Below are 25544 nucleotides of genomic sequence, written 5' to 3'. Positions count from 1 at the left end.
ATTACGCTCCCAACTCGATAGGCGCTCCGACGAGGGAACCGTATTCGGTCCAGCTGCCGTCGTAGTTCTTGACGTTCTGGTGGCCGAGCAGCTCCTGCAGCACGAACCAGGTGTGCGAGGAACGCTCGCCGATGCGGCAGTAGGCGATGGTTTCCTTCTCGCCGTCCAGGCCCGCGTCCTTGTACAGCTCGGCCAGGTCGGCGTCGCTGCGGAAGGTACCGTCCTCGTTCGCGGCCTTGCTCCACGGCACGTTGATCGCGCCCGGGATGTGGCCGGGACGCTGGCTCTGCTCCTGCGGCAGGTGCGCGGGGGCGAGGATCTTGCCCGAGAACTCGTCGGGGCTGCGCACGTCGACCAGGTTCTTGGTGCCGATGGCCGCGATGACCTCGTCACGGAACGCGCGGATGCTCAGGTCGGGAGCGGCGGCCTTGTACTGGGTGGCCGGGCGCGAGACCGCGTCACGCGAGAGCGGACGACCGTCGAGCTCCCACTTCTTACGGCCGCCGTCGAGCAGCTTGACGTCGTTGTGGCCGTAGAGCTTGAAGTACCAGTAGGCGTAGGCCGCGAACCAGTTGTTGTTGCCGCCGTAGAGCACCACGGTGTCATCGTTGCCGATGCCACGCGTCGAGAGCAGGTCGGAGAACTGCTCCTGGTTCACGAAGTCACGACGGACCTGATCCTGCAGGTCGGTCTTCCAGTCCAGGCGGATGGCGCCTTCGATGTGGCCACCCTCGTAGGCGGAGGTGTCCTCGTCGACCTCGACGAAGACGACGCCGGGGGCGTTGAGGTTCTCTTCGGCCCAGTCAACGGAGACCAGGACATCGGAGCGAGCCATGTTGTTCCTTTCAGAGACGTGCAGGGGGTCAGTTCGGTGCCGGAGCGGCGGAGTTGGCATCAGGCCCGGAGGAGGCAGCCTGCGTAACCACGGAGGGGCGGCCAGTTCCGCCAATGTGTGGAGCTGACCGGCGGAAGCGAGCTACCAGCGGATAGATCTGGCAACCCAGGCAGACCCCGAACGCCGCGTTCAAGAACGCCGCGAACAGGGCGAAGCCGGCGAACACCGCGCCGACGATCGAGGTGCCGAGCGCGAAGCCCAGCAGGGAGAGACCGGCGAACACGAAGCCGAGCGCTTGCGCGAAACGCAGCGGCGGCACGGGCTCGGTCTCGGTGGGCGGACCGTTACGCGGCGCGACGAACGCGGCGTAGATCCGGCCGTAAGGGTGCTTGGCAGGGCCCGCAATCGCGCCGATCGCGAACACGACGGCCTGCAGGCCGATCAGGATCGCGGCGGCGAGGGTCGAGAAGGCGCTGACGAGTAGCACCAGGACGAGGACGCCGGTGGTGATCCAGGCCACGAAACGCGGCCCTCGGACGTCTACGCGAGGTAGGGAATCAGAATCGGTCATTGTGCGAACTCCTGCGCTTCAGATGAGCACTTCCAGGGGGATCTACCTGTTCGCCGGGGGATCCGAGAGGATCACTCGCGCGGCGGGCATGGATCGACGTCAGAAATCTCGGGAGAGAATGGGCCGATCGTTCAGCAGCACAGGCAGCAACAACCACCGAGGCGACACAGGTCAACTGTGCGGCGTCGGGTGAGCATCAGCTCGTGGTCGGTTTGCACGAGAAGTAGTTTACCCGGTCTCCCCGGAGAATGTCTCGGCCCCCCTGGATATGGGGCTTGATCACACAGTCAGGGGCTCGAGGGCGGTACGCAGGTCGCCCGCCTTCGGGACGCCGGAGATGCGGAAGCGTTCCTTTCCCTCGGCGTCGAAGACGAAGGTCGTCGGCAGGGAGAGCACATTGAGCTCGCGGGCGAGCGCGGGAGCGGCATCGATATCGATCTCGATGTCGCGCGGGGCATTCGGGGATTCCGACAGTTCGGCGGTGACGCCCGCCACGACCCGGCGGACCGCGTCACACGGGCCGCACCAGTCGGCGGAGAAATGCAACACCGCGGGGGCCTCGCCGGTCACACCCGCGGCATCGAGCAGCTGGGCGCGCTGTTGGGTCTCGGGGTCGAGGGAGGCCGGACGAACCTGCCCCTGCTTACGCGACAGCGCGAAGCCCACCGCGACGGCGGCCGCGATGACGGCGGCCAGAATGACGATCTCGATCATGGTTGCTGCAATCGGTCCAGGTCGATGGTGACGTTGCGGCCGACACCCTCGACGACGATCTGGCCGCCGAGCGCCGACACCTCGGTCGGTGCGACACCGAACGGCAACTCCTTGATATCGATCGTACGGCTGAAGCGAGCGAGGACAGCGGCGTGATCGGTCTCGGGGATCTTCGAATCGGTGGTCACCGCCGCGGTCGTGTCGGTGGTGCTGGTGGTGTCGGTGTAGAAACCGGTCGCCTGGATGCGGACCTTGTCGCCCTCGAGCAACAGGTCGGCCTGGATCTGCACCGGCACGCGCGTCGCGGAACTGGAAGGGGTGACACCGACGGGGAGGACGCGCCCGTTCGCCGTGGTCGGCAGGGTGCCCTTCAGGACGAGGACGCCCGCGGTCGTCATACCCGACCCGCCGGAGCCGCCCGTCCCGTCGGACTTGTCGGCGGGCGGAGTGTGGACCTGCAGGTCCGGGATGCCGAAGAGCTTGCCGAGCTCGGTGGGCTCGAACCGCATCAACGCGTCGATCCGGTCGACCTGCACCTTGCGGGCCGCGCCGTCGAGCAACTCGCTCGCGGGGGCGTGCAAGCCCTGCAGCTTGGCCTCGATGCCGACCTCGCCGGGGATGTCGGGGCGCACGCCGCGGGCGCGGATGGTCACGTCGTCGTAGCGGCCGCTCATCGCCTGCGCCGTGAACGGAAATCCGTGGAACGTCACTTCCGGGTCGGCCGAGAGATCCGCGCCTGCCCGCAGTTGACGGGAGACGTGGTACTCCGAATAGGCGGCGGCGCCGAAATCGATGACCACCGCCAAACCGGCCAGGCAGAGAAGCCCGATGATCAGCTTGCGCATGATGTGACACTAGCGGCTGGCGCCGCGGGTCGCGGGCCCCGCCCGCGACCAGGACCAGAGCGAAGGACACAAAACGGACGCCGTGTTGCGAGGTAGTGGCTGTGGAGGCGCTAATGTTGCACACGACTTAACCTGTGTTTCGGCGACGTAGCTACGCGGCTGCTGTCGTCCGCGGAGCAACGAGATAGGAGGAGAGCCCCATGGAGCTGCTCCTACTGACCTCCGACCCCAACCCCGACGCGGTCCTGCCGTCGTTGACGCTACTGGCGCACAACGTCCGGCCCGCGCCGACCGAGGTGTCGTCCCTGCTGGAGGCGAGTAGTGCCGATGTCGCGCTGGTCGACGCGAGAACGGACCTGGCCGCCGCGCGCGGTCTGTGCCGACTGCTCGGCAGTACCGGGTCCTCGGTGCCGGTGGTCGCGGTCCTGACCGAGGGCGGCCTGGTGGCCGTCAACGCGGACTGGGGCCTGGACGACATCCTGCTGCCCGGCACCGGCCCCGCCGAGCTCGATGCGCGCCTGCGGCTGCTGGTCGGACGCAACGGTGGGGTCGCCAGCCCGGAGAACACCGGCAAGATCACCCTGGGTGAGCTGGTGATCGACGAGGGCACCTACACCGCGCGGCTGCGTGGTCGCCCGCTCGACCTCACCTACAAGGAATTCGAGCTGCTCAAGTATCTCGCTCAGCACGCGGGCCGGGTGTTCACCCGTGCCCAACTGCTGCAAGAGGTCTGGGGCTACGACTTCTTCGGTGGCACCCGCACCGTCGACGTGCACGTGCGACGCCTGCGCGCCAAGCTCGGCACCGAGTACGAGTCGCTGATCGGCACCGTGCGCAATGTCGGCTACAAGGCCGTGCGCCCGGCTCGAACAGCCGCCGCCAAGGGCGAGGTGGTGACCTTCGTCGACGAGGACATCGACGGCGACGACTCCTTCGCCCCGGTGAACGGCTCCGCGCAGTAGCGCTCGTCGGCGCGGCGCAATACGGTGACCGTGCCACGCTTCGAGAGGACGCGATGTCGGACACAGCAACCCTGACCTGGACCGATCAGGTCGAGCCCGGCACCGTGAACACGGTGCGCGCACTGCTCGAACGCGCGGCTGAGGTCGACGGCGTGGCCCCGGTCTCCGAGCAAGCGGTGCTCTCCCTCGCCGAAGTCGACCCCTCGACCAGGCATTTGCTCGCGGTCCGCGCCGGTGAGCTGGTCGGCTACGCGAATCTTGTTGCGGCACATGACGAACACCCCGCAATGGCCGAGGTCGCCGTAGACCCGACCGCGCGTGGCGCCGGTATCGGTACGGAGCTGGTGCGCGCCGCGCTGGCCGAAGGTGGCGCGGGCGCCAGGGTGTGGGCGCACGGCGACCTGCCCGCGGCCAAGGCGTTGGCGACCGGCCTAGGACTGAGCACCGCCCGCGAGCTGTGGCAGATGCGCCGATCACTGGCTACCCCGGAGCTACCCGAACTCGAGGTCCCCGGAGACCTCATCCTGCGTACCTACGCGGGCCAGGTCGACGACCTCGAAATCCTGCGGGTGAATAACGCGGCTTTCGCCTGGCATCCCGAACAGGGCGGCTGGACCGAGCGTGAGATCGCCGCTCGACGCGCGGAATCCTGGTTCGAACCGGCCGGTCTCTTTCTGGCTTTCGACGCCGCCGATCCGAGCCGCCTGCTCGGTTTCCACTGGACCAAACAGCACCCCGACGCCGCCCCCGCCGGTGAGGTGTACGTGGTCGGGGTCGACCCGGCCGCGCAAGGGCGTGGCCTCGGTCGACTGCTGACCCTGGCCGGTCTGCGGCACCTGCGCGCGGCCGGATCCTCGGAAGTCCTGCTCTATACCGAGGCCGACAACACCGCCGCGGTGCACACCTACACCAAGCTCGGATTCGCCCCCGCCCATATCGACGTCGCGTACTCACTGCCTTGATGCGAGTCACCTCACACGGAGGTGAATTCTGGTGCGCGAGGAGAATATTGCGCGGATGACCGGGTACCTGCGAGTAAAACTGGGGCTAACGTCACATTCGCCGCATCGATCGCGCCGGGCTGTTCATTTTCCGTTAACCCACGTCGGGCCCACTGTCAACCGGGCGACCCTAGGTTACTTCTGGGCGGCACAGTCGTCGCCTGGTGCGCGCATTCCTTCGGGATCGCCTGCACCCCCAGCCTCGCTCGGGCCGGTGAGGGACCGAGCGAGACACCCAGCATTGTCGGAGGAAAAGTGAACTTCAAGCGCACCAGTGCCCTGGTCGGCGTTCTCGCCGTGGGCACCATGACCCTGGCCGCCTGTGGCAGCGACGACAACACCGCTGGCGATACGAGCAGTGCTGCCAACTCCAGCGTCGAATGCGGTGGCAAGAAGGCGCTGAAGTCCAGCGGTTCCTCGGCCCAGAAGAACGCCATGGACCGTTTCGTCAAGGCGTACGAGACCAACTGCGACGGCTACACCCTGAACTACACCTCGAGTGGCTCGGGCGCGGGTGTCAACGAGTTCATCGGTGGCCAGACCGATTTCGGTGGTTCCGACTCGCCGCTGAGCTCGAAGAAGGAAGAGCCGGCCAAGGCTGCCGAGCGCTGTGCCAGCCCTGCATGGAACCTGCCGACCGTCTTCGGCCCGATCGCCATCACCTACAACGTCGACGGCGTCACCGACCTGGTGCTCGACGGTCCGACCGCCGCCAAGGTGTTCAACGGCTCCGTCGCCACCTGGGATGCCCCGGAGATCAAGGCGCTCAACCCCAACGCCAAGCTCCCCTCGGAGAAGATCGCCGTGATCTTCCGCTCCGACGAGTCGGGCACCACCGACAACTTCCAGCTCTACCTCGACGCTGCCTCCGACGGCGCGTGGGGCAAGGGCGCGGGCAAGGTCTTCGCCGGCGGCGTGGGCGAGGGTTCGAAGGGCAACGAGGGCACCTCGGCGGCCGTGAAGAACACCAAGAACGCGATCACCTACAACGAGTGGTCCTTCGCCAAGGCGCAGAGCCTGTCGATCGCGCAGATCATCACCTCGGCATCGAAGGACCCGGTCAAGCTGAGCACCGAGTCGGCCGGTAAGGCCATCGACGGCGCCAAGATCAAGGGTGAGGGCAACGACCTCGTCCTCGACGTCAGCTCGTTCTACAAGCCGACCGTCGCCGGTTCGTACCCGATCATCCTGCCGACCTACGAGATCGTGTGCTCGAAGTACGCCGACGCCGAAACCAGCAAGGCCGTCAAGGCTTTCCTGACCTCGGCCGTCACCAACGGCCAGAAGGGTCTGGACGAGGCGGGGTACGTCGCTATCCCGGATCAGTTCAAGACCAAGCTGACCACCGCGATCAACGCCATCTCCTGATCGCTCCCTGGCCATGACCATGCACCCTGAGGTGACCGCCGTGGGCTCGTCGAATTCGACGAGCCCACGGGCGGCCGGAGATACTGCGAATATGCCGACCGAACCGAAAATCGACAAGGCCCCTGACGGGGGTCGTACCGGCCGCCTGAACGCCGAGACGATCTTCCGGTGGACAGCCACCGCGGCCGGCGCCACGATCGTCGCCGCCATCGCGTTGATCGCGCTGTTCCTGCTGATCCGCGCGGTCCCCTCGCTCATGGCCAACAACGCCAACTTCTTCACCAGCACCGAGTTCTCGACCGGCGATGCCAACAATCTCCGCTTCGGTATCCGCGACCTGTTCATGGTCACGGTCTTGAGCTCGGTGTTCGCACTGGTCGTCGCGGTGCCGATCGGGGTCGGCATCGCGCTGTTCCTGACCCACTACGCGCCGTCGCGGTTGGGTAAGCCGTTCACGATGCTGATCGACCTGCTCGCCGCGGTGCCGTCGATCGTGTTCGGCCTGTGGGGCTTCCTCGTGCTGGCGCCGCAGATCTCGCCGGTGCAGGAGTTCCTCAACAGCAACCTCGACTGGTTCTTCCTGTTCTCCGATGGCAATGTCTCGATCGGCGGTGGCGGCACCATCTTCACCGCCGGCGTCGTGCTCGCGGTGATGATCCTGCCGATCATCACCTCGGTGTCCCGCGAAGTGTTCGCACTCACCCCGCGCGCCCACATCGAGGCCGCGCAGGCCCTCGGCGCCACCAAGTGGGAAGTGATGCGGATGACCGTGCTGCCCTACGGTCGCAGCGGTGTGATCGCCGGTTCCATGCTCGGCCTCGGCCGTGCGCTCGGTGAGACGATCGCCGTGCTGGTCGTGCTGCGCACCGCGAGCAACGCCGGTACCTGGTCGCTGTTCGACGGCGGCTATACCTTCGCCTCCAAGATCGCCTCGGCGGCCTCGGAGTTCAGTTCACCGCTGCCGACCGGCGCCTATATCGCCGCCGGCTTCGTTCTCTTCGCGCTGACCTTCATCGTCAACGCGCTGGCCCGCCTCGCTTCCGGCGGAAAGGTGAACGGCTGATGCCTACGACAACTGTCCTCGACAAGCCGGTCAAGGCACCGACGTTCCGTCACGTCAGCACCGGCAGGCGGATCAAGAACAACGTCGCCACCGCCATGGTCACCATCTGTTTCGTCATCGCCCTGATCCCGCTGGTGTGGGTGCTAGGTCTGGTGGTCAGCAAGGGCCTCACCGCGATCTTGTCATCGGACTGGTGGTTCAACTCGCAGAAGGGCATCCTTCCGGACGAGACCGGCGGTGGCGTCTACCACGCCATCTACGGCACCATCGTGCAGGCCGCCGTCGCCTCGGTCATCGCGGTGCCATTGGGCATCATGGCCGCGGTCTACCTGGTCGAATACGGCCGTGGCCGGCTCGCCAAGGTCACCACCTTCATGGTCGACATCCTGGCCGGTGTGCCGTCGATCGTCGCCGCGTTGTTCATCTTCGCGCTGTGGATCGCCACGCTCGGTATGCCGCAGAGCTCTTTCGCCGTCTCGTTGGCGCTTGTGCTGCTGATGCTGCCGGTGGTCGTGCGCAGCTGCGAGGAAATGCTGAAACTGGTACCCGATGAGCTGCGCGAGGCGTCCTACGCGCTCGGCGTGCCGAAGTGGAAGACCATCCTGCGGATCGTCATTCCCACCGCGGCTCCCGGCATGATCAGCGGCATCCTGCTCTCGCTCGCTCGCGTGATGGGTGAGACCGCGCCGGTGCTCGTGTTGGTCGGTTACTCGAAGTCGATCAACCAGAACATCTTCGACGGCAACATGGCCTCGCTGCCGCTGTTGATCTACCAAGAGCTGGCCAACCCGGAGGCCGCGGGCCGCGAACGTGTCTGGGGTGCGGCGCTCACGCTGATCCTGATGATCGCGGTGCTGTACCTGGCTGCCGCCGGCGTCAACAAGCTGCTCACCCGGAACCGATAGAAGCGAACGGAATACTCAGATGGCCAAGCGGATCGACGTCAAAGATCTCAACATCTATTACGGCAGCTTCCACGCCGTGGCGAATGTGGAACTGACCGTGCTGCCGCGCAGCGTCACCGCCTTCATCGGTCCCTCCGGCTGTGGCAAGTCCACCGTGCTGCGCTCGCTCAACCGCATGCACGAGGTGACCCCCAACGCCCGCGTCGAAGGCGCCGTGCTGCTCGACGGCGAGGACATCTACAGCTCCTCGATCGACCCGGTCGGCGTGCGCCGCACCATCGGCATGGTGTTCCAGCGCCCGAACCCGTTCCCCACCATGTCGATTCGCGACAACGTGGTGGCCGGGCTGAAGCTGCAGGGCGTGCGTAACAAGAAGGAACTCGACGAGGTCGCCGAGCGCTCGCTCAAGGGCGCCAACCTCTGGAACGAGGTCAAGGACCGTCTCGACAAGCCCGGTGGCAGCCTCTCCGGTGGTCAGCAGCAGCGTCTGTGCATCGCCCGCGCCATCGCGGTCTCGCCCGACGTCCTGCTGATGGACGAGCCGTGTTCGGCCCTCGACCCGATCTCCACCCTGGCGATCGAGGACCTGATCACCGAGCTCAAGAAAGAGTTCACGATCGTCATCGTCACCCACAACATGCAGCAGGCCGCCCGGGTGAGCGACCAGACCGGTTTCTTCAACCTCGAGGCCCAGGGCAAGCCCGGCCGCCTGATCGAGATCGACGACACCGAGAAGATCTTCTCCAACCCCACCCAGCGCGCCACGGAGGACTACATCTCCGGCCGCTTCGGGTAAGAAGCTCCGCCGCCTCCCCGCGACTTCAGGCCAGACCTGGGTGCGGGGAGGTTTGCGTTGGCGGCCAGACGATGGTTGCGGGTGGGTTAGTCCGTACTCGGTGAGTTACCCATGTTCGTGCGCGATCAGTGAGTAGAAAAGCAATAGGCCCGTGCATTGTGCACGGGCCTATTGGGTTCTTTCTCAGCTGGTTTCGATGTCCTCGTCGGACGGGAGGACGCCGGTCACCAGGAAGATCACGCGGCGGCCGATCTCCACGGCGTGGTCGGCGAAGCGCTCGTAGTAGCGGCCTAGAAGCGTCACGTCGACGGCGGAGGCCACGCCGTACTTCCAGTCACGGTCCATCAGGAGGGTGAACAGGTGGCGGTGGAGGTCGTCCATCGCTTCGTCGTCCTGATTGAGCTGGGCGGCGCGCTCGGGGTCGCGGGTCTCCAGCACCTCTTTGGCGCCCGCGCCCATGTTGACCGCGATGCGGCCCATCTCGGCGAAGTAGCCGTTGACCGACTCGGGCAGGGCGTGAGCGGGGTGACGGCGGCGGGTCACCTTGGCGACGTGCAGCGCGAGCGCGCCCATCCGGTTGACGTCGCCCACGATCTGGATCGCGCTGACGACCTGACGCAGATCGCCCGCGACGGGTGCCTGCAGTGCGAGCAGCGCGAAGGCCTTCTCCTCGGCCTCGGTGATCATCACCGAGATCCGATCCTGCTCACCGATGACCTGCTCGGCCAGACCGAGGTCGGCCTGCAGCAGTGATTGGGTGGCCTGTTCCATGGCCTGGCCAGCGAGACCGGCCATCTCGCCGAGGAGGTTGGCGAGGTCGGCCATTTGCTCGTTGTAGATGACACGCATGATTGCTGACCCTAGTGGGTACCCGGATCCCTGTCACCCAACAGTGGGTTAATGCCGCATGGCAGTGTCGTGGCAGGTCAGCGCGGTCAGTCGCAGCTGGTGTCGGCCGCGTTCATGTGTTCGAGGTCGGACGGCAGGGTTACCGGCGCCGCGGTGATCGGTTTGCCGGTGCCCACGTCGGGGATTTCGGTGCCGACCGAGGCCGGGGTGCGGACCTGTCCGGCGTAGTTCGAACCCAGGATGACCTCGATGATTCCGTCGAGGTCATCCGCGCGTTCGAGCATCGCGCCGGGAATCGAACTCGCGACGGTGGCGGCCGCGGCCTCGTTGCCGGTGGAGAAGCGGACCACGGTGGATTCGCTGCCCTGGGGGTAGTTGCCGACGTTGTAGATCCCGAAACCCATGTTGGAGAGCTTGTTCGCGGCCTGTTGCGCTACGCCGGTGCGGCCGGTTCCGTTCGAGATCCGCAGCGAGACCGAGCCGGGACTGACGGCGAAGAGCTTGGGCGCCTGGGTCGGCGGCGCCTCGCTCGAGCTCGTCACCGGCGGCGCGGTTTCCTCACCGGGCAGCGGCTGATCATCGATGATCGAGCGGAAGATCGCCTTGATGTCGGACTCACGGGGAATCTCGTTGCCGTAGGCGGTGGTACCGGCAGTGGGCGCGGTGATGAAGGTGACAGCGCCCGCGTTGACCTTCTGCAGCGACCGGCCGAGCAGAATCAGATCCTGCGTGCCGACGCCGTCGACGAAGGTGTGCTGACGGAATGCCTCGACGAAGCCCTGTAACTTGGCCGGATCGAGCAGTACTTTGCCCGACAACGCGCCGCGCAGCAGCGCCGCCAGGAACTGCTGCTGCCGGTGGATGCGGTCGTAGTCGCTGCGTTCCTCGCCGATCACGTGCCTGGCGCGGACATAGTTGAGTGCGGTTTCGCCGGTGACGCGCTGCTTGCCCGAGCTCTCGAGCACCGTGCCGAGTACGCCGTCGATGATCGGTTTGGTCGAGCACACCTCGACACCGCCGATCTGATCGACCATGGCCTCGAAGCCGGCGAAGTCGATGCCGATGAAGTGACCGATGGTCAGGCCCGACATCTTGCGGACCACATCCACCAGGCAGCGCGGCCCGCCGAGGGCGTACACCGCGTTGAGCTTGTCGCCGATGGCGGAGGGGAATTTCTGCTCGGTGTAGGTGGCCTTCTCGTTGTCCCACCCGGCGCACTGCGGCCTGGTGACGTCGAGGTCGCGCGGGAACGACACGACAACTACCCGTGAGCGGTTCTTCGGGATGTGCACCAGCATCGCCGTGTCGGCGCGAGCGCCTTCGGTGTCGGCGGCCGAGCCCGCGCCCATGTCGGCGTTGACGCCCGCTCTGGTGTCGGTGCCGACGATGAGGTAGTTCTCGTCGCCGAGCTGCATATCGCCGTCGAGCACATCGCCGGAGGCGCCGCCGCCGAGGGCGTCGACCTGGGTGAAGCTGCTGTTGGTGGCCTGTAGGTAGCTCCAGCCGCCGCCGGTGATGACGAGGGCGAGCACCGCCACGAACGTCAGCGTGACCCGGCCCGCCATCCGAGCCTGCTTGTTACGCCGACCTTCGGCGCCCGGACGACGCGGCGGTGCGGCGGAGGCGGTCTTCACCGGCCTGGCGCGCTCGGGCTCCGCGGTGTCGACCGTCGGCAGGATGTCCGTGGGCGGATCGATCGATTCGGCGGCCACGCGCCGCGCCGGGGGAGCCTTGCGTGCCTGCTCTTTCGCCTGGGCGGGTATCGCGGTGGTCGCGGTGCGGTCGGCGGGGGATTCGGCGCGGTGTGGTGGCTTACCCGCGATGTCGTCGACGACGGGGGAGCCGTCGGTGCGGGGTGCGATGTCGGGACGTGGGGTGGGCCGCGGCGCCTGTTCGCGGGCTCGACGGCCCGCGCGCGAGCCGGGCTCGGCGCTTTCTGCGGGGGGCACCCGTCGGCCGCGCCTGGTGCGTTCGCTGTCGACGCGGTTGACCAGATCGGCCACCGTCAGCGGCGCGGCGGTCCCGGCGTCGGGCGTCGCGTCCGCGTGCCGGGAACGTCGAGAGCCGGTATCCGGTTGCTCGGGGGGTTCGGCCGTCGGATAACGCTCCCAGGGGGCGCGATTTCCAGGCCGGGGCGTGCGCCCGCGCCGATCGTCACCCACCAACGAACCTCACTCCTCTATCTGGCGCAGCCTGCGCGTCATCGCCCGGCTCCGATCGAACCAGAGTCGAACGATCCCGCAATGATAACGATTCCGCCACGAGTGGCCACTCCAGTGCACACCGGAATCGCCGACGAATTGATCGAGAAGGTTCGCCAGGCTCAGGAAAGCCCTGTTCGAGCGGGTGCGGTCGGCCGAAACAGCGACGGCTTACGAATTGATGTCGACCCGTTATCGGCGCCTGATCAGCCGCCGCTGTGCATCACATCGGCCGCGGCCGGAACGGTGTCGTCCTCCGGGTCGTCGAGCCAGCCCTCGGGGAGCACGACCTTGGTCTGCGGCGAACCCTGCCGCCCGCGCGGGCCGAGCGCGTCGGTGGGGAACGGCACAGTGGGGTCGAGCTGTCCGACCAGATCCTCGATCTGCGACAGCTTCGACACGGTGGCGAAGCTGCGCCGCAGCTGCGAGCCGACCGGGAAACCCATCAGGTACCAGGCCATGTGCTTGCGGATATCGCGCATGGCCTTGTCCTCACCGTCGTGCTCGGTGAGCAGGGTGGCGTGGCGCACCAGGATCTCCCCGACGCGGCCGAGCGTGGGCCCCTCCGGGATCGGCTCGCCACGCAGGGCCGCGCTGAGTTCTGCGAAGAGCCAGGGCCGACCGAGGCAGCCGCGGCCGACGACCACGCCGTCGCAGCCGGTCTCGTTCATCATCCGCAGCGCGTCGTCGGCGGTGAAGATGTCGCCGTTGCCGAGCACCGGGATGGAAGTGACGGTTTCCTTGAGCCGTGCGATGGCCGACCAGTCGGCCGCGCCCGAGTACAGCTGGGCGGCGGTGCGCGCGTGCAGCGCCACGGCAGCCGCGCCCTCGGCCTCGGCGATGCGGCCGGTGTCGAGGTAGGTGTGGTGGTCGTCGTCGATGCCGATGCGGAACTTGAAGGTCACCGGCACGCCCGCCGGTTCGGCCGCGGCCACCATCTCGCGCACGATATTGGCGAACAGCCTGCGCTTGTACGGCAGCGCCGAACCACCACCGAGCTTGGTCACCTTGCGCACCGGGCAGCCGAGGTTGAGGTCGATGTGATCGGCCCAGCCCTCGCCGACGATGATCCGCACCGCCTCGCCGAGCGTCTTGGGATCCACACCGTAGAGCTGCATCGAGCGCGGATGCTCGTCGTCGTCGAACGACATCATGTGCAGCGTCTTCTCGTTGCGCTCGACCACCGCGCGTGCGGTGATCATCTCGCACACGTAGATCGAGGTCGTGCTACCGAACTCCCGGCACAACCTGCGGAAGGCGCGGTTGGTGATGCCCGCCATCGGCGCGAGCACAACCGGCGGGTCGACCGGGTAGGGCCCGATCCGCAGCGCGGTGGGCGCCTGGGGCAGCGTGGTAGTCACGCGAATGATTGTCTCATCCGCCCCGATGTGATCGATCTCGCGTCCGAGCGCTTATCACCGGGTCATCGCCGCCACTGCGACCCCGCCGCCACCGTTTACGTGCTACGCCGTGTCCGGAACGGTTCCGAAACCTCAGTAGCCTTACGCTGCTGGCATCGTCGCCTCCGGCGGTGCGCTGTCCCCACGTAATCGGAGAAGACCCCATGGCCGAAAGCAACGAAGGCGCCACCGACCTGACGAAATCCCCTGCCACGCCCACCAAAGGCACGGTCGCCGTGCGCGTCTCGTCGCTGGTGGGCGGCGCCGTGATCGCCGTCCTCGCGATCATCGCCCTCGTGCTCGGCGTGCTGCTCGGCTCGGCGCGCTCGGAGATCTCCGACATGAAGGACCAGGCGGCCGACAACGCGAAGGCCGAGCAGATCGCGCTCGACTACTCCATCGGCTCGGCCACCCTGAACTATCAGGACGTCGACGCCTGGGTCGCCAAGCTCAAGGCCGGTACCTCCCCCGAACTGTCGAACAAGTTCGATGCCACCGGCGACAAGCTCGAGCAGATCATCATCCCGCTGAAGTGGACCTCCACCGCGGCGCCGATCACCGCCAAGGTGCTCTCGCAGGAGGGCGAGGTCTACAAGGTCGCCGCCTTCGTCGACGTGAGCACCACCAACGCGCAGAATCCCGACGGCCTGCGCAATACGGTGACCTACAACATCACCGTCGACGCGGGCAAGGACTGGAAGATCACCGACGTCGGCAGTGCCGACGGCGCCCTCCCGATCAAGTAACCCCGGACAGACAGAAGCGCCGCCTACCGGAAATCCGGTGGGCGGCGCTTTCGTGGTGAAACCTAGACGACGGCCATCTCGCGCTTCTTGGCTTCGCGAGCGAGCATCCGGTCGCGCTGCTCCTCGAACTTCAGCACGTCCTCGCCCAGCTTGTCCAGGAAGCCGGCCAGGCGCTCACGGGTGGCCTCGCCGCGTGCGGTGAAGTCGGTGCGATCGAAGACGTTCCACTTCTTGAGCACCGGCTGCACGACCTCTTCGAGGTGCTGACGCAGGTCGTAGATGCCGTGCTTGGCCATCAGCACGCCGTTGCGACGGAAGTTCGGCATCCCGGCGCCGGGCATCTGGAAGTTCTCGACGATCAGCGAGATCGCCTCGATGGTCTGGTCGGGGCTCAGGTCCATCGCCGCGCCGCAGAGGTTGCGGTAGAAGATCATGTGCAGGTTCTCGTCGGCCGCGACGCGCTGCAGCATGCGGTCGGCGATCGGGTCGTCGCACACCCTGCCGGTGTTGCGGTGGCTCACCCGGGTGGCCAGTTCCTGGAAGGTCACGTAGGCGACCGAGTGCAGGAAGCCGGCGTCGACCTCGGTGGGGGAGGCGAAGCCGTTGGTCATGTGGATCATGCGCGCCTCTTCGAGGGCGACCGGATCCACGCCGCGGGTGACAACCAGGTAGTCGCGCATCACGATGCCGTGCCGGTTCTCCTCGGCGGTCCAGCGACCGACCCAGGTGCCCCAGGCGCCGTCCTGGGAGAAGTTCTCCGCGATCTCACGGTGGTAGGACGGCAGATTGTCCTCGGTGAGCAGGTTGGTGATCATGGCCGCCTTGGCGACCTCACTGAGCTTGGACTGCTCAGGATCCCAATCGATGCCGCCCATGGCGGCGAAGTTGCGGCCCTCGTCCCACGGGACGTAGTCATGCGGATGCCATTCTTTGGCCAGCGACATGTGCCGGTTGACGTTTTCCTCGGCAACCGGCTCCAACTCCGTGAGCAGTTCGAGTTGAGTCAGATCCCTTGCCATGTAAAAACCCTTCGCTGTCGTGCTTGCGGTCGAACGTCGCGATGCGGCCATACCTTACGGCACCGTAGGTGTGATGCGAAACGCAACAGAGCGGTTTTCCGACGATGTTGAGCAACGCCACAACTCGTCAGTAGATCCGATGGTCTTGCTGACGAGTCTAGGCGTTCGACCCGCAGCATAGGGACTATCGCTGCGGGCCCCGCGACGTTAACTACACGTAGATGAACATCTCAGCGCTTGCCGCCGAGCAGGCCGCCGAGCACGCTGCCCAGCGCACCGCCCGCGTTCTTCGACAGGGCGTCGCCGATCATTCCGCCGAGCCCGCCGCTATTGCTGCTGCCGCCGAGTAGGCCGCCGAGCAGATCGCCGAGACCGCCACCGGAGGCCTGCGTCTGCTGCGGTGCCGTGGCGCCGCCACCGGTGAGCTGCTTGGCCAAGTAAGCGAGCACGATTGGAGCCAGAATCGGCAGCAGCTTGCCGATCAGATCGTTGCCGCCGGTCCCACCGCCCGCACCGAGCGCGCTGATGACAGTGTTCTTCTCGTCGCCGAAGACGTTGTCGACGATCTTCTCGCCGTCGCCGACGTCCACCTGCCCGAGATCGACCGCGCCGTCACCTTCGACGAGGCCGCCGTGATTGTCGAGCGCGCCGAGCAGCGACGCCGCGCCCTGAGGCTCGGACGCATTGACCTGGAGGCCGCCGAGCAGCGTCGGCAGCGCGGCCTGCACGGCCGTCGTCGCGGTCGCCTGGTCGACGCCGAGTTGGTCGGCGATCTGGGCGATGGGTACTTGGGAGAGCAAATCGTCGAAGGAAGTCATCTCACTCCGCCTGAGGTTGTGGGCGCCCGGGAGCCCGGGTCGCGCTCAGATTAGGTGCATCGATGCAAGAACCCGGCGGTTTCGGCGGCGTCTGCGTTTGGCGCGTCGCCACGTGACGATGGTCACGGTGATAGTTGGTGGTGCCCCCTGTAGGACTCGAACCTACGACCTAGTGATTAAAAGTCACCAGCTCTACCAACTGAGCTAAAGGGGCGCGCAGCGGAGTCTAGCGGACGCGGTGCCGAAGGGCCGAACCGTGGCCCCCGGTCGCGTTGCGGGCGTCTGATCGCCGCTGGTGGCGGCTGGTAACGGCGGGGGTGTTCGCGACGATTCTCGGTAAACACCTGGTGCCCAGCACCGTTCGCGCTACGGGTTGCGTATGGTTATCGAATACTGTTGTATCGCAACATCTTTCGACAAGCTGGGGTGCAGGAGCGATGGAGTGGTCCACGATGGGCGCCGGTCTCGCGACCGTTCGGCGAACTTCGGCGGTGCCGGTGAGCCGGTCAACCGGGCTGCGCGCCTACGGAATTCGTACCCGGACTAACCATTCCGGTTGCGCTTCGTTTGCTGATGTGGATAACCGGACCGGATGTTCGGATAGGTACACCAATCGCCGCGTGTCGCCTCGGGAATGCGGGTACGGTGATCGCCTGGTGAATTTCGAAACAATCACCGGTGCCGCGTTTTCCGTGGCTCCGGTGCAGGGTGCGGCGTTTCGTAATTCATCGACAGATTGCAGGCCGAGGTGATCGCGATGGGTGCGCGAACTCACGGCAAAGGGGTAGACGTCGCCGCAGGAGGAGGCGGTTCTCACCGGTGGCGGGGCCGCTGTGCGAGGCACCGCGAGTCTTTCATACCGAAAGTTTGAATTAAAACCACAATTCGCACCAGCGGTCTGTATTCGACCGTCGGCGTCGAGAAGGTTCGGAGGCGTTTCGAGCATGGCACGGCAGCAAGAGCGGGCGCGCCGGACACGCGCGGCAATAATCAAATCCGCGGCCGTCGAGTTCGGGAAGAGTGGATATGCCGCGGCATCGCTCAACCGCATTCTGGAAGGTTCGCGTGCCACCAAGGGCGCGATGTACTTCCACTTCGACTCCAAGGAAGATCTGGCGCGCGCGGTGCTCGAGACCGCGGTCGAGCGGTACCGGATCTGCGCGGAGCGCTGGCTGGCGCGTACCGACCTCGGTCCGCTCGATGTGCTGCACGGCATGGTCGACGAGATCGCCCTTCGCCTCGAGCACGACACCATCGTGCAAGCGGAGTACCGCCTCGTGATCGAACCCGACTTCCATCGCGACACCGGCAACGGCGGCGGACGCATCGTCGGCCGAGCCACCCGCGTGCTCGCGGTCCGCGCCATCGACCATGGACAGCTGCGCGCCGACGCCGACCCCGACCGCTTCACACGAACCCTGTCCGCGGCGCTGGCCGGACAGCGCTATCTGGTCGACCCCATCTCCAACGGTTCCGCCGCCGACTTGCGTGCCCGCTTCGCCGAGGTGCTGGAGGTTATCGTGGAGGCGATGGCGACCCCGCTGTGGATTCAGACTTTCCGCACCGAGGGCTGGCGGGAGCAAGCACGTCTGGATGACCTCGGTTTGGGCGCCTGACCAGGCGATTTGGAACTCTGCGCACACCTGTCATAAGCTATGCGAGCTCCCAACGGAAACGTTGAAGCCGCCCCGGAGAGATTCGGAACGAGCCCCCTTCGTCTAGCGGCCTAGGACGCCGCCCTTTCAAGGCGGTAGCGCGGGTTCGAATCCCGTAGGGGGTACAGTCTTCGGACTGTGTCTAGCAGTACTGCAGGTATGCATGGCCCTGTAGCGCAGTTGGTTAGCGCGCCGCCCTGTCACGGCGGAGGTCGCGGGTTCGAGTCCCGTCAGGGTCGCACGTAGTACCAGAGCAATCCGGTACTTCCGGCCAGGTAGCTCAGTTGGTACGAGCGACCGCCTGAAAAGCGGTAGGTCGCCGGTTCGATCCCGGCTCTGGCCACCTTCGATCCCCTCACCGAAGTACACGGTGAGGGGATTTTTTCGTTGGTGGGCGGCGAGAGCCGGTCAGCTCGTGACCGGCATCCGCAGGGCGTTGGCCCACAGGCGCGACAGGGTGTGGACAACTTCTTCCATCGGAATCCGAGTGCCGTCGAACTCGCCGTCGCCGATGACGAAGTAGTTGAAGGCCATCCGACTGACCATGCCCGAGAGGGCGCGCGAGGTGAGCATCGGATCGATATCGGGGTCGGCCAGGCCGCGTCGCTGGAGATCGGCGATGCCGCGGGCATTGCGGCCGATGAAGGCATCGGCACGGTGCTGGCGCAGCTTGCTGAATTCGGGGTCGATCTGGGCGACCTGCTCGAGCAGGCCCATCAGCTTCGCATTGCGCTTGTAGGCCTCGAAGTAGGCCAGGTTGGCGGCTTCGATGATCGAGGCCGGATCGTCCTCGCCTGTCACATGCGGCATCCCGGGATGCATCATGTCTTCCTGGGCGTGCTCGAGGATCGCGGCGAAGATCTCCTCTTTGCTCGCGAAGTAGGTGTAGAAGGTGCCCGAGGAGCAGTGGGCTTCCTGGGTGATGTCGATGAGCCGGGTATCGAGATATCCCATCCGCTCGAACACCTTCCGGCCCGCCGCGATCAGCGCGTCCCGCGTACGCAGTCCGCGCTGGGTGGCAGGCAGGTCGCGCAACAGCGAGGTGCGTGCCATCGAGGGCAGCGCGCCCTCGCTGTCGGGGTCCGCGGATCGTTCCATGGTGTAGTTATATACCGGCGTTCACGGGCGGAACACGACGCGGCCGACGGTATCGCCGTCGCCGAGGCGGCCGAGTCCGGCTGGGATGTCGGCGAACGAGAGCCGCTCGCTGATCAGCGGTTTCACCTGGCCCGCCGCGGCGAGCCGGGTCAGCTCGGCATGGCAGTCGTGGATCGCCTGCTGGTTGTACTGCTTGTAGAGACCCCAGTGCAGGCCGATGATCGAATAGTTCTTGATCAGCGCGTGATTGAGCGCTGGCTGGGGGATGGTGCCGCCGGCGAAGCCGATCACGAGGATGCGGCCTTCGAAGGCGATGCACTTGGTGGACTTGGCGTAGGCGTCGCCGCCGACGGGGTCGTAGACCACGTCGGCGCCGCGGCCACCGGTGAACTCCTTGACGAGCGGCACGAAATCCTCGGTGTGCCGGTCGATCACGAGGTCGGCGCCGAGCTCGCGGCAGTAGTCGGCCTTCGCGGGCCCGCCGACGACACCGATCACCTGTGCCCCCGCCGCCTTGCCCAACTGCACCGCGGAGCTGCCGACGCCACCCGCCGCGGCGTGCACCAGCAGCGTCTCGCCGGGCTGCAATCGAGTCCGGCGGTGCAGCGCGAACCAGCTCGTCTGATAGCCGATGACCAGTGCCGACGCCTCGGCATCGTCGAGGGATTCCGGTGCGGGGAAAGCGTTTTCGGCATCGAGGACGGCCAGCTCGGCGAACGCGCCGCCGGGCAGGTTCGCGGTGCCGACGATCCGGTCACCGATCGCGAACCGGTCCACACCCGCACCGACCGCCAGCACTTCGCCGCACAGTTCCACGCCAGGGGTGAACGGCAGTGGTGGCTTGATCTGATATTGCCCACGGCACAACAGCACATCGGGGAAGTTGGCTGGCGTCGCGAGAACGCGCACCAGCAGCTGCCCCTCGCCCGCCACCGGGTCGTCGATGTCGTTGAACTGCAGTACTTCCCGTGGTTCGCCGAGTTCGGCCAACTGCCAGGCTTTCATGTGATCAGTGCTCCTGTTCCAGTCCGGTCATCTCAGTCGCGCTCCCTGTACTTGTTCAGTTCCTGACGTGCGATGGCACGCTTGTGCACTTCGTCGGGTCCATCGGCGAGCCGGAGCGTGCGCAGGTGCGCCCAGGCGGCGGCGAGCGGGAAATCGTCGGTGACGCCACCTGCCCCGTGCACCTGAATGGCCCGGTCCACGACCTTCAGCGCGATGTTCGGCGCGGCCACCTTGATCGCGGCGATCTCGGTGCGCGCGGCCTTGTTGCCGACGGTGTCCATCAGATAGGCGGCCTTGAGCGTGAGCAACCGGATCATCTCGATGTCGATGCGCGACTCGGCGATCCAGTCCTGGATATTGGCGTTCTCGGCCACCGGCTTGCCGAAGGTGATCCGCGCCTGCGCGCGCTTGCACATCATCTCCAGTGCGCGCTCGGCCATGCCGATGCTGCGCATGCAGTGGTGGATGCGCCCCGGCCCGAGCCGGGCCTGGCTGATCGCGAAACCCTCGCCCTCGCCCTCGAGCACATCGGTGACGGGCACCCGCACGTCGGCGAAGTCGATCTCGGCGTGGCCTTCGCGTTCCTGGAAGCCGAACACCGGCAGCCCGCGGATGATCGTGACGCCCGGCGCGTCGATCGGGACCACCATCATGGTCTGCTGACGGTGCGGCGCCGCGGTGGGATCGGTCTTGCCCATCACGATCATCACGCGACAGTTCTTGTGCAAGGCGTTGGTGGCGAACCACTTTCGGCCGTTCAGCACGTAGTCCTCGCCGTCGCGCACCATCGACAGTTCGATATTGGTGGCATCGGAGCTGGCCACTCGCGGTTCGGTCATCGCGAAGGCCGAGGCCATGGTGCCCTCGAGCAGCGGCTTCAGGTACTTCTCTTTGTGCTCCTCGGTGCCGAACAGCTCAAGCACTTCCATGTTGCCGGTGTCGGGGGCGTTGCAGTTGCAGGCCTCGGACGCGAGATGGCTACGGCCCATGATCTCGGCCAGCGGCGCGTATTCGAGGTTGGTCAGGCCGGGGCCGCGGCCGGGGTGCGGGTGGAAGAGGTTCCACAGTCCGCGTCGTTTGGCCTCGGCTTTGAGCTCTTCCACGATGGGCGGCTGGAAATGGGGGTCGCCGGATTCGCGCATCTGCACGTCGTACACGGCCTCGGCCGGGTAGACGTGGGCGTCCATGAAGTCGAGCAGTTCCTCGGAATACTTCTTCGCGCGATCGCTCAAATCGAACAGTGACATGGCTTGCTCTCTCGCTCAGTGGGTTTCGGCCAGCAACGACGACTGGTAGCGGCGCATGCCGCGCAGCCAGCGGTCGTAATCGGCGCCTTTGTGGCGGTACATGTCCAGCACCTGTGGATGCGGCAGGATCAGGAATTCCTCGGCGTCGACGGCCGCGAGCACGATGTCGGCCACTGCGGCGGGTTCGAGGACATCGCCCGCCGAGACGACGGCGCGGGTCGCGGTGGCGCCGATTTCCTCGCCCGAATCCCGGCCCGCGTAGAGCAGTTTCGTATTGACGCCCATCGGGCACAGGCAACTCACGCGAACACCCTGGTCGCCGTAGGTGACACTGAGCCACTCGGCGAACCCGACCGCGGCGTGCTTGCTCACCGAGTAGGTGGCCGAGCCGATCTGGGTGAGCAGCCCCGCGGCGGAAGCGGTACTGATGAAGTAGCCCGCACCGCGTTCGACCCACTCGGGCACCAGCAGCCGCGCGGCGCGGGTATGGGCGCGTAGGTTCACCTCGAGGGCGCGGCTCCAGTCGTCGTCGGTGACGTCGAGCCCGGGGGCGCCGACGATGCCCGCATTGGCGAAGTACAGGTCGACAGGCCCGAAGTGATTGCGCGCCACCGCGATCAGACCTCTGATCGCCTCGGTGTCGGCGGCGTCGGCGCCGACACCCACGACGGCGCCGGGGTGGTCGGCATTGATCTGCTCCGACACAGCCAACGCGGCGGTCTCGTCGATGTCGGATACCACCACCTTCGCGCCTGCCGCGGCGAGTGCGGCCGCCAGCGCGGCGCCGATGCCCGCGCCGCCACCGGTCACGATGGCCACCTTGTCGGTAACTCTCACGGGAAGTCCTTTCGAAGGGGGTCTGTCAGTTCTATTAGAACTTGACGTCAACTTCAAGTAAGTGAGCGCTTGCTTAGTATCGTTCACAAAGAATGTATTGTCAATCACATGCAGCTGTCGGCGGCTGCTCAGGATCCTGCGCGCGCCCGGCTGTTGACGAGGGTCGCGATCCACGCGCGGGTGTCGGCGGGGTCGATGACATCGTCGAGTTCGAAACCCGTGGCGGCGGTGATCGCCTTGCCCTTCTGGTAAGCCAGGGTGAGTAACTGCTGGAAAAGGGTCTCGCGCTCGTCCGGATCAGCCACGGCGGCGAGCTCTTTGCTGAAGCCGAGGCGAACCGCGCCCTCCAACCCCATCGGGCCGATCTCGCCGGTGGGCCAGGCGACGGTGAAGTTCGGCGCGCGGAAATGGCCCGCCGTCATCGCCATCGCGCCGAGTCCGTAGCCCTTGCGCAGGATGATGGTGCCGAACGGGACGCTCAGCTGCGCGCCGAGCACGAACAACTTGCTGAACCGGCGCACCGTCGCGGTCTTCTCCGCCTCCGGTCCGACCATGAAACCCGGTGTGTCGCAGAGGGAGACGATCGGCAGTCCGAACGACTGGCACAGCGTGAGGAAATCGCCCATCTTGTCGGCGGCTTCGGCGTCGATGGCGCCGCCGAGGTGATGGCTGCTGTTGGCGATCAAGCCGAACGGTTCGCCGTGCACCCGCACCAGCGCGGTGACGACGCCGACCCCGTAATCCGGCCGCAGCTCGAGCACCGAGCCGACGTCGACGATCGCGTCGATGGCGCGATGGATGTCGTAGGCGCGTAACCGGTTCTCCGGCACCACATGGCGGGCCAGCCGTGGGTCCGGCGCGTCGAAATCCTCGACCCGGCCCTGGAAATAGCCGAGGTACTGCTTGGCCAGCGCCACCGCGTGCGCCTCGTCGCGGGCCACCAGGTCGACGACGCCGTTGTGTCGCTGCACGTCGATCGGGCCGATGTCCTCCGGGCGGTAGGCGCCGAGCCCGCCGCCCTCGATCATCGCCGGACCGCCCATGCCGATATTGGCGTCCGGCGTCGCGATGATCACGTCACAGGAGCCGGCCAGCGCGGCATTGCCCGCGAAGCAGCGGCCCGACACGATCGTCACCAGCGGTACCTTGCCGCGCAGGGCGCCGAGCGCGCGGAAGGTCGTCACCTCGAGGCCCATGCCGGTCCAGTCGGTGTCGCCCGGCCTGCCGCCACCGCCCTCGGCGAACAGCACAACCGGAACCCGTTTGCGTTCGGCCAGTTCGAAGGCGCGGTCGGTCTTGGCGTGGTTGTTCTTGCCCTGGGTCCCCGCGAGCACGGTGTAGTCGTAGGAGATCACCACCGCCTCGGCCTTGTCGAAGTGTTCGGCGCCGATGGTCGCCAGGCCGGTGATCAGTCCGTCGGCGGGGGTGTTGGCGATCAGGTCTTCTTCGGTGCGTCTGGTGCGTTGGGCGGCGAAGGTGAGTGCGCCGTACTCGACGAAGCTGCCCGCGTCGACGAGGTCGGCGATGTTCTCCCGTGCGGTGCGTCGGCCGATCCTGTGCCGTTTCTGCACGGCCGCCGGGCGGGATTCGTCGAGCGTCACCCGGTGCCTGGCGAGAATCTCGTCGACATCGGCGCGGGCCCGGCCGGGATCGAGATCGGCGTGCGCGCTGCCGGTTTCGTCGGCGCCGGTGCGGGTGATGATGACCAGCGGATCGCCCGGCGCGACGACCCGGCCGGGGCGAACGAGCACCCGGACGACCCTGGCGGCATCTGGTGCGGCGAGCACGTGCTGCATCTTCATCGCCTCGAGCACCACGAGCTGACCACCGGCGCCGATGTCGACGCCTTCGTCCGCCACCTCGACCACCGTGCCCGCGAGCTGCGCGCGCACGGCTTCCTGGCCCGGATACAGCTCGACCGCGGTGACCGCGACCTCGGGCTGATCGGTCTGCGCCGCCGCGACCAGTTCGGTCAGTCGCTCTGTGAGAAAGCCGGTGGCGGCCTGGCCTGATTGGAAGGTGCCGTCGGCGAGGATCTCTCGCAGGAACGAGATATTCGTACCGATGCCGGTGACGGTGAACTCGGCGAGCGCTGTCGCGGTCTTGCGGGCGGCGGCGGGGAAGGACTGTCCGCGGGTGCGGGTGATCACCTTGGCCAGCAGCGAGTCGTAGCGCGGGCTCGGGGTCAGCCCGGAGCGGCCGAAGGTGTCGACCCGCACGCCCGGCCCGGTCGGCGGTGCGAAGGTGGTCAGCGTGCCCGCGGTCGGCACCGCCGAACCGTCGGCCGCCATCGTCTCCATGTTCACTCTGGCCTGGATGGCGATGCCGTCCGCGACGGCCGGATCACCGGTGGATTCCGTTCCGTCGGAGACGATTCCGCGCGGCAACCCCAAGTCGTCGAAGTGCGCGCCCTCGGCGATCGCGAGCTGCACGGCGACTAGATCGACCCCGGTCACCTCCTCGGTCACGGTGTGCTCCACCTGGATTCGCGGATTGACCTCGAGGAATACGAACTCGCCGTCGGAGACCAGGAATTCGACGGTCGCCAGTCCGCGATACCCGACATGGGCGCACAGCCGGGCTGCCGCGAGGTGGAGGTCTCTCCGCAGTGTCTCCGAAAGGCCCTGCGCGGGAGCGATTTCGAGCAGCTTCTGATGCCTGCGCTGCACACTGCAATCGCGGTCTCCCAACGCCAGCGCCCTGCCGCCCGTGGCGACGATCTGCACTTCGATGTGCCGGGCGTTCTCGAGCAGCAGCTCGGCGAACACCGCGGGGTTACCGAAACCGAGCTGCGCCTCCGCGCCGCACTGCCGATACGCGTCGTCGATCTCCTCGACCGTTCGCACCACCCGCATGCCACGCCCGCCGCCCCCGGCCAGCGCCTTGATCATGATCGCGCCGGGGTGCGTACCGAAGAACCTGTGAACCTCCTCGGCGGTGGTCGGTCCCTCGGTGGCGGGCAAGACGGGCACGTCCGCGGCCACGGCGGTCGCACGAGCCGAGGACTTGTCACCGAACAGGTCGAGCACCGCGGGATCGGGCCCGACGAACGTGACGCCATCGGCCGCGCAGGCACGGGCGAATGCGGCGTTCTCGCTGAGGAATCCGTAGCCGGGATGGATGAAGTCGGCGCCGGATTCCTTGGCGGCGGCCAGGATCGCGGAGTGGTCGAGGTAGGGCGTGGCGCCGGTGCCCGCCAATGCGATCGCCTCGCCCGCCGCGTGTACATCGGGGTTGTCGGCATCGTCGTCGGCGTAAACCGCCACGGTGTCGATGCCGAGTTCGGTAGCCGTGCGGATGACGCGCAGGGCGATCTCGCCGCGATTGGCGATCAGCAGTTTCACTGGATGTCCTCGGATTCGGTGGCGGCGGGTTCGACGAGGGCACGGTGACCTGCGCCTGGCTTGTGGTCACCGTCACAAGTGTTATTGACGTTGACGTCAATGTCAACGGTCGATTCACCGCCTGACCTGTTCGGTTACCGAAAGCGGTGCCCACCGGGTAATATCGCTCCCCGATGCAAGGAAGCAAGGCCCTGTAGCGCAGTTGGTTAGCGCGCCGCCCTGTCACGGCGGAGGTCGCGGGTTCGAGTCCCGTCAGGGTCGCCAC

The 25544-nt window shown here is 66.7% G+C and carries 22 protein-coding genes and 5 tRNA genes; 12 read left to right on the top strand and 15 right to left on the bottom strand.

All coding sequences use genetic code 11. From position 1 onward, the window contains the following. Position 1: 1 nt before the first annotated feature. The 4 genes from NS1_RS06800 to NS1_RS06785 all read right to left on the bottom strand — a co-directional run bounded on the left by NS1_RS06800 (position 2) and on the right by NS1_RS06785 (position 2965). Entirely contained in the window at positions 2–835 is an 834-nt protein-coding gene (locus NS1_RS06800; protein WP_062982646.1) for a sulfurtransferase, read from the bottom strand. A 28-nt stretch (positions 836–863) separates the two neighbouring features. Beyond that, complete coding sequence (locus NS1_RS06795) at positions 864–1406, bottom strand: DUF4395 domain-containing protein (protein ID WP_255284445.1); 543 nt, start codon at positions 1404–1406, stop codon at positions 864–866. Positions 1407–1685: 279 nt separating this feature from the next. Next, a complete protein-coding gene (locus NS1_RS06790) occupies positions 1686–2120 on the bottom strand; it encodes a thioredoxin family protein (protein ID WP_062982645.1) in 435 nt (144 codons plus the stop codon). Beyond that, the gene (locus tag NS1_RS06785) at positions 2117–2965 is read right to left on the bottom strand and encodes an LmeA family phospholipid-binding protein (protein WP_062982642.1); all 849 of its coding nucleotides are present in this window, start codon (positions 2963–2965) and stop codon (positions 2117–2119) included. The genes NS1_RS06790 and NS1_RS06785 overlap by 4 nt, the downstream gene beginning before the upstream one ends. Before the next feature lie 200 nt (positions 2966–3165). Between NS1_RS06785 and NS1_RS06780 the strand changes: the two genes are divergently transcribed. The 6 genes from NS1_RS06780 (at position 3166) to pstB (ending at position 9060) form a co-directional block, all read left to right on the top strand. Further along, on the top strand, positions 3166–3927 hold the full coding sequence (locus NS1_RS06780) for a winged helix-turn-helix transcriptional regulator (protein ID WP_056818720.1): 762 nt from the start codon (positions 3166–3168) through the stop codon (positions 3925–3927). A gap of 53 nt (positions 3928–3980) precedes the next feature. Next, positions 3981–4889 carry a mycothiol synthase gene (mshD, locus tag NS1_RS06775; RefSeq protein WP_062982640.1) on the top strand — a complete coding sequence of 303 codons (909 nt, stop codon included), beginning with the start codon at positions 3981–3983 and terminating at the stop codon, positions 4887–4889. A gap of 294 nt (positions 4890–5183) precedes the next feature. Beyond that, on the top strand, positions 5184–6296 hold the full coding sequence (pstS, locus tag NS1_RS06770; protein ID WP_084503557.1) for a phosphate ABC transporter substrate-binding protein PstS: 1113 nt from the start codon (positions 5184–5186) through the stop codon (positions 6294–6296). Between the two features lie 91 nt (positions 6297–6387). After that, the gene (gene pstC / locus NS1_RS06765; RefSeq protein WP_062982638.1) at positions 6388–7359 is read left to right on the top strand and encodes a phosphate ABC transporter permease subunit PstC; all 972 of its coding nucleotides are present in this window, start codon (positions 6388–6390) and stop codon (positions 7357–7359) included. Continuing rightward, positions 7359–8264 carry a phosphate ABC transporter permease PstA gene (gene pstA / locus NS1_RS06760; protein WP_062982636.1) on the top strand — a complete coding sequence of 302 codons (906 nt, stop codon included), beginning with the start codon at positions 7359–7361 and terminating at the stop codon, positions 8262–8264. Before pstC ends, pstA begins: the two co-directional genes overlap by 1 nt. Before the next feature lie 19 nt (positions 8265–8283). Beyond that, the gene (gene pstB, locus NS1_RS06755) at positions 8284–9060 is read left to right on the top strand and encodes a phosphate ABC transporter ATP-binding protein PstB (RefSeq protein ID WP_056818713.1); all 777 of its coding nucleotides are present in this window, start codon (positions 8284–8286) and stop codon (positions 9058–9060) included. A 183-nt stretch (positions 9061–9243) separates the two neighbouring features. Here the strand turns inward: pstB and phoU are convergent, their stop codons facing one another. From phoU to dusB, 3 genes are all read right to left on the bottom strand, one after another. After that, positions 9244–9909 carry a phosphate signaling complex protein PhoU gene (gene phoU / locus NS1_RS06750; protein WP_056818711.1) on the bottom strand — a complete coding sequence of 222 codons (666 nt, stop codon included), beginning with the start codon at positions 9907–9909 and terminating at the stop codon, positions 9244–9246. 86 nt (positions 9910–9995) lie between these two features. After that, complete coding sequence (locus NS1_RS06745) at positions 9996–12071, bottom strand: LCP family protein (RefSeq protein WP_062982634.1); 2076 nt, start codon at positions 12069–12071, stop codon at positions 9996–9998. Between the two features lie 245 nt (positions 12072–12316). Then, positions 12317–13471, bottom strand: a complete 1155-nt coding sequence (gene dusB, locus NS1_RS06740) for a tRNA dihydrouridine synthase DusB (RefSeq protein WP_062982632.1) — start codon at positions 13469–13471, stop codon at positions 12317–12319. A 203-nt stretch (positions 13472–13674) separates the two neighbouring features. Here dusB and NS1_RS06735 point away from each other — a divergent pair, with 203 nt between their 5' ends. Beyond that, positions 13675–14256, top strand: coding sequence for a hypothetical protein (locus tag NS1_RS06735; RefSeq protein ID WP_062982630.1), 582 nt, complete (start codon positions 13675–13677; stop codon positions 14254–14256). Positions 14257–14318: 62 nt separating this feature from the next. Here the strand turns inward: NS1_RS06735 and NS1_RS06730 are convergent, their stop codons facing one another. From NS1_RS06730 to NS1_RS06720, 3 genes are all read right to left on the bottom strand, one after another. Continuing rightward, complete coding sequence (locus tag NS1_RS06730) at positions 14319–15275, bottom strand: acyl-ACP desaturase (protein WP_056818704.1); 957 nt, start codon at positions 15273–15275, stop codon at positions 14319–14321. A 230-nt stretch (positions 15276–15505) separates the two neighbouring features. Further along, complete coding sequence (locus tag NS1_RS06725) at positions 15506–16093, bottom strand: DUF937 domain-containing protein (protein WP_062982628.1); 588 nt, start codon at positions 16091–16093, stop codon at positions 15506–15508. 138 nt (positions 16094–16231) lie between these two features. Next, a tRNA-Lys gene (locus NS1_RS06720) sits at positions 16232–16307 on the bottom strand. A gap of 730 nt (positions 16308–17037) precedes the next feature. Between NS1_RS06720 and NS1_RS06715 the strand changes: the two genes are divergently transcribed. From NS1_RS06715 to NS1_RS06700, 4 genes are all read left to right on the top strand, one after another. Continuing rightward, on the top strand, positions 17038–17709 hold the full coding sequence (locus NS1_RS06715; protein WP_062982626.1) for a TetR family transcriptional regulator: 672 nt from the start codon (positions 17038–17040) through the stop codon (positions 17707–17709). Between the two features lie 91 nt (positions 17710–17800). Beyond that, positions 17801–17873, top strand: a tRNA-Glu gene (locus NS1_RS06710). 40 nt (positions 17874–17913) lie between these two features. Beyond that, positions 17914–17987, top strand: a tRNA-Asp gene (locus NS1_RS06705). A gap of 30 nt (positions 17988–18017) precedes the next feature. Beyond that, positions 18018–18091: transfer RNA gene (locus NS1_RS06700), tRNA-Phe, on the top strand. A gap of 65 nt (positions 18092–18156) precedes the next feature. On the opposite strand, the gene NS1_RS06695 is transcribed toward NS1_RS06700, so the two are convergent. From NS1_RS06695 to NS1_RS06675, 5 genes are all read right to left on the bottom strand, one after another. Next, the gene (locus NS1_RS06695) at positions 18157–18846 is read right to left on the bottom strand and encodes a TetR/AcrR family transcriptional regulator (protein WP_062982625.1); all 690 of its coding nucleotides are present in this window, start codon (positions 18844–18846) and stop codon (positions 18157–18159) included. Between the two features lie 21 nt (positions 18847–18867). Continuing rightward, the gene (locus NS1_RS06690) at positions 18868–19851 is read right to left on the bottom strand and encodes an NADPH:quinone oxidoreductase family protein (protein WP_062982623.1); all 984 of its coding nucleotides are present in this window, start codon (positions 19849–19851) and stop codon (positions 18868–18870) included. 32 nt (positions 19852–19883) lie between these two features. Continuing rightward, on the bottom strand, positions 19884–21098 hold the full coding sequence (locus NS1_RS06685) for an acyl-CoA dehydrogenase family protein (RefSeq protein WP_062982622.1): 1215 nt from the start codon (positions 21096–21098) through the stop codon (positions 19884–19886). Between the two features lie 15 nt (positions 21099–21113). Further along, positions 21114–21935, bottom strand: coding sequence for an SDR family oxidoreductase (locus NS1_RS06680; RefSeq protein ID WP_062982620.1), 822 nt, complete (start codon positions 21933–21935; stop codon positions 21114–21116). 128 nt (positions 21936–22063) lie between these two features. Continuing rightward, on the bottom strand, positions 22064–25279 hold the full coding sequence (locus tag NS1_RS06675; protein ID WP_062982619.1) for an acetyl-CoA carboxylase family protein: 3216 nt from the start codon (positions 25277–25279) through the stop codon (positions 22064–22066). Positions 25280–25466: 187 nt separating this feature from the next. Between NS1_RS06675 and NS1_RS06670 the strand changes: the two genes are divergently transcribed. Beyond that, positions 25467–25543: transfer RNA gene (locus NS1_RS06670), tRNA-Asp, on the top strand. Position 25544: the final 1 nt, after the last annotated feature.

Origin of the sequence: Nocardia salmonicida NBRC 13393 (assembly GCF_001613085.1) — a bacterium.
Taxonomy (GTDB): domain Bacteria; phylum Actinomycetota; class Actinomycetes; order Mycobacteriales; family Mycobacteriaceae; genus Nocardia; species Nocardia salmonicida.
This window is presented reverse-complemented; position numbering and strand designations above follow the sequence as displayed.

Coding starts and splice junctions, on each gene's coding strand:
- pstB (WP_056818713.1), top strand. CDS start 8,284: ATGGCCAAGCGGATCGACGTCAAAGATCTCAACATCTATTACGGCAGC.
- NS1_RS06690 (WP_062982623.1), bottom strand. CDS start 19,851: ATGAAAGCCTGGCAGTTGGCCGAACTCGGCGAACCACGGGAAGTACTG.
- NS1_RS06685 (WP_062982622.1), bottom strand. CDS start 21,098: ATGTCACTGTTCGATTTGAGCGATCGCGCGAAGAAGTATTCCGAGGAA.
- NS1_RS06800 (WP_062982646.1), bottom strand. CDS start 835: ATGGCTCGCTCCGATGTCCTGGTCTCCGTTGACTGGGCCGAAGAGAAC.
- phoU (WP_056818711.1), bottom strand. CDS start 9,909: ATGCGTGTCATCTACAACGAGCAAATGGCCGACCTCGCCAACCTCCTC.
- NS1_RS06725 (WP_062982628.1), bottom strand. CDS start 16,093: ATGACTTCCTTCGACGATTTGCTCTCCCAAGTACCCATCGCCCAGATC.
- mshD (WP_062982640.1), top strand. CDS start 3,981: ATGTCGGACACAGCAACCCTGACCTGGACCGATCAGGTCGAGCCCGGC.
- NS1_RS06785 (WP_062982642.1), bottom strand. CDS start 2,965: ATGCGCAAGCTGATCATCGGGCTTCTCTGCCTGGCCGGTTTGGCGGTG.
- NS1_RS06730 (WP_056818704.1), bottom strand. CDS start 15,275: ATGGCAAGGGATCTGACTCAACTCGAACTGCTCACGGAGTTGGAGCCG.
- NS1_RS06795 (WP_255284445.1), bottom strand. CDS start 1,406: ATGACCGATTCTGATTCCCTACCTCGCGTAGACGTCCGAGGGCCGCGT.
- NS1_RS06695 (WP_062982625.1), bottom strand. CDS start 18,846: ATGGAACGATCCGCGGACCCCGACAGCGAGGGCGCGCTGCCCTCGATG.
- NS1_RS06735 (WP_062982630.1), top strand. CDS start 13,675: ATGGCCGAAAGCAACGAAGGCGCCACCGACCTGACGAAATCCCCTGCC.
- NS1_RS06715 (WP_062982626.1), top strand. CDS start 17,038: ATGGCACGGCAGCAAGAGCGGGCGCGCCGGACACGCGCGGCAATAATC.
- pstA (WP_062982636.1), top strand. CDS start 7,359: ATGCCTACGACAACTGTCCTCGACAAGCCGGTCAAGGCACCGACGTTC.
- NS1_RS06790 (WP_062982645.1), bottom strand. CDS start 2,120: ATGATCGAGATCGTCATTCTGGCCGCCGTCATCGCGGCCGCCGTCGCG.
- NS1_RS06780 (WP_056818720.1), top strand. CDS start 3,166: ATGGAGCTGCTCCTACTGACCTCCGACCCCAACCCCGACGCGGTCCTG.
- pstC (WP_062982638.1), top strand. CDS start 6,388: ATGCCGACCGAACCGAAAATCGACAAGGCCCCTGACGGGGGTCGTACC.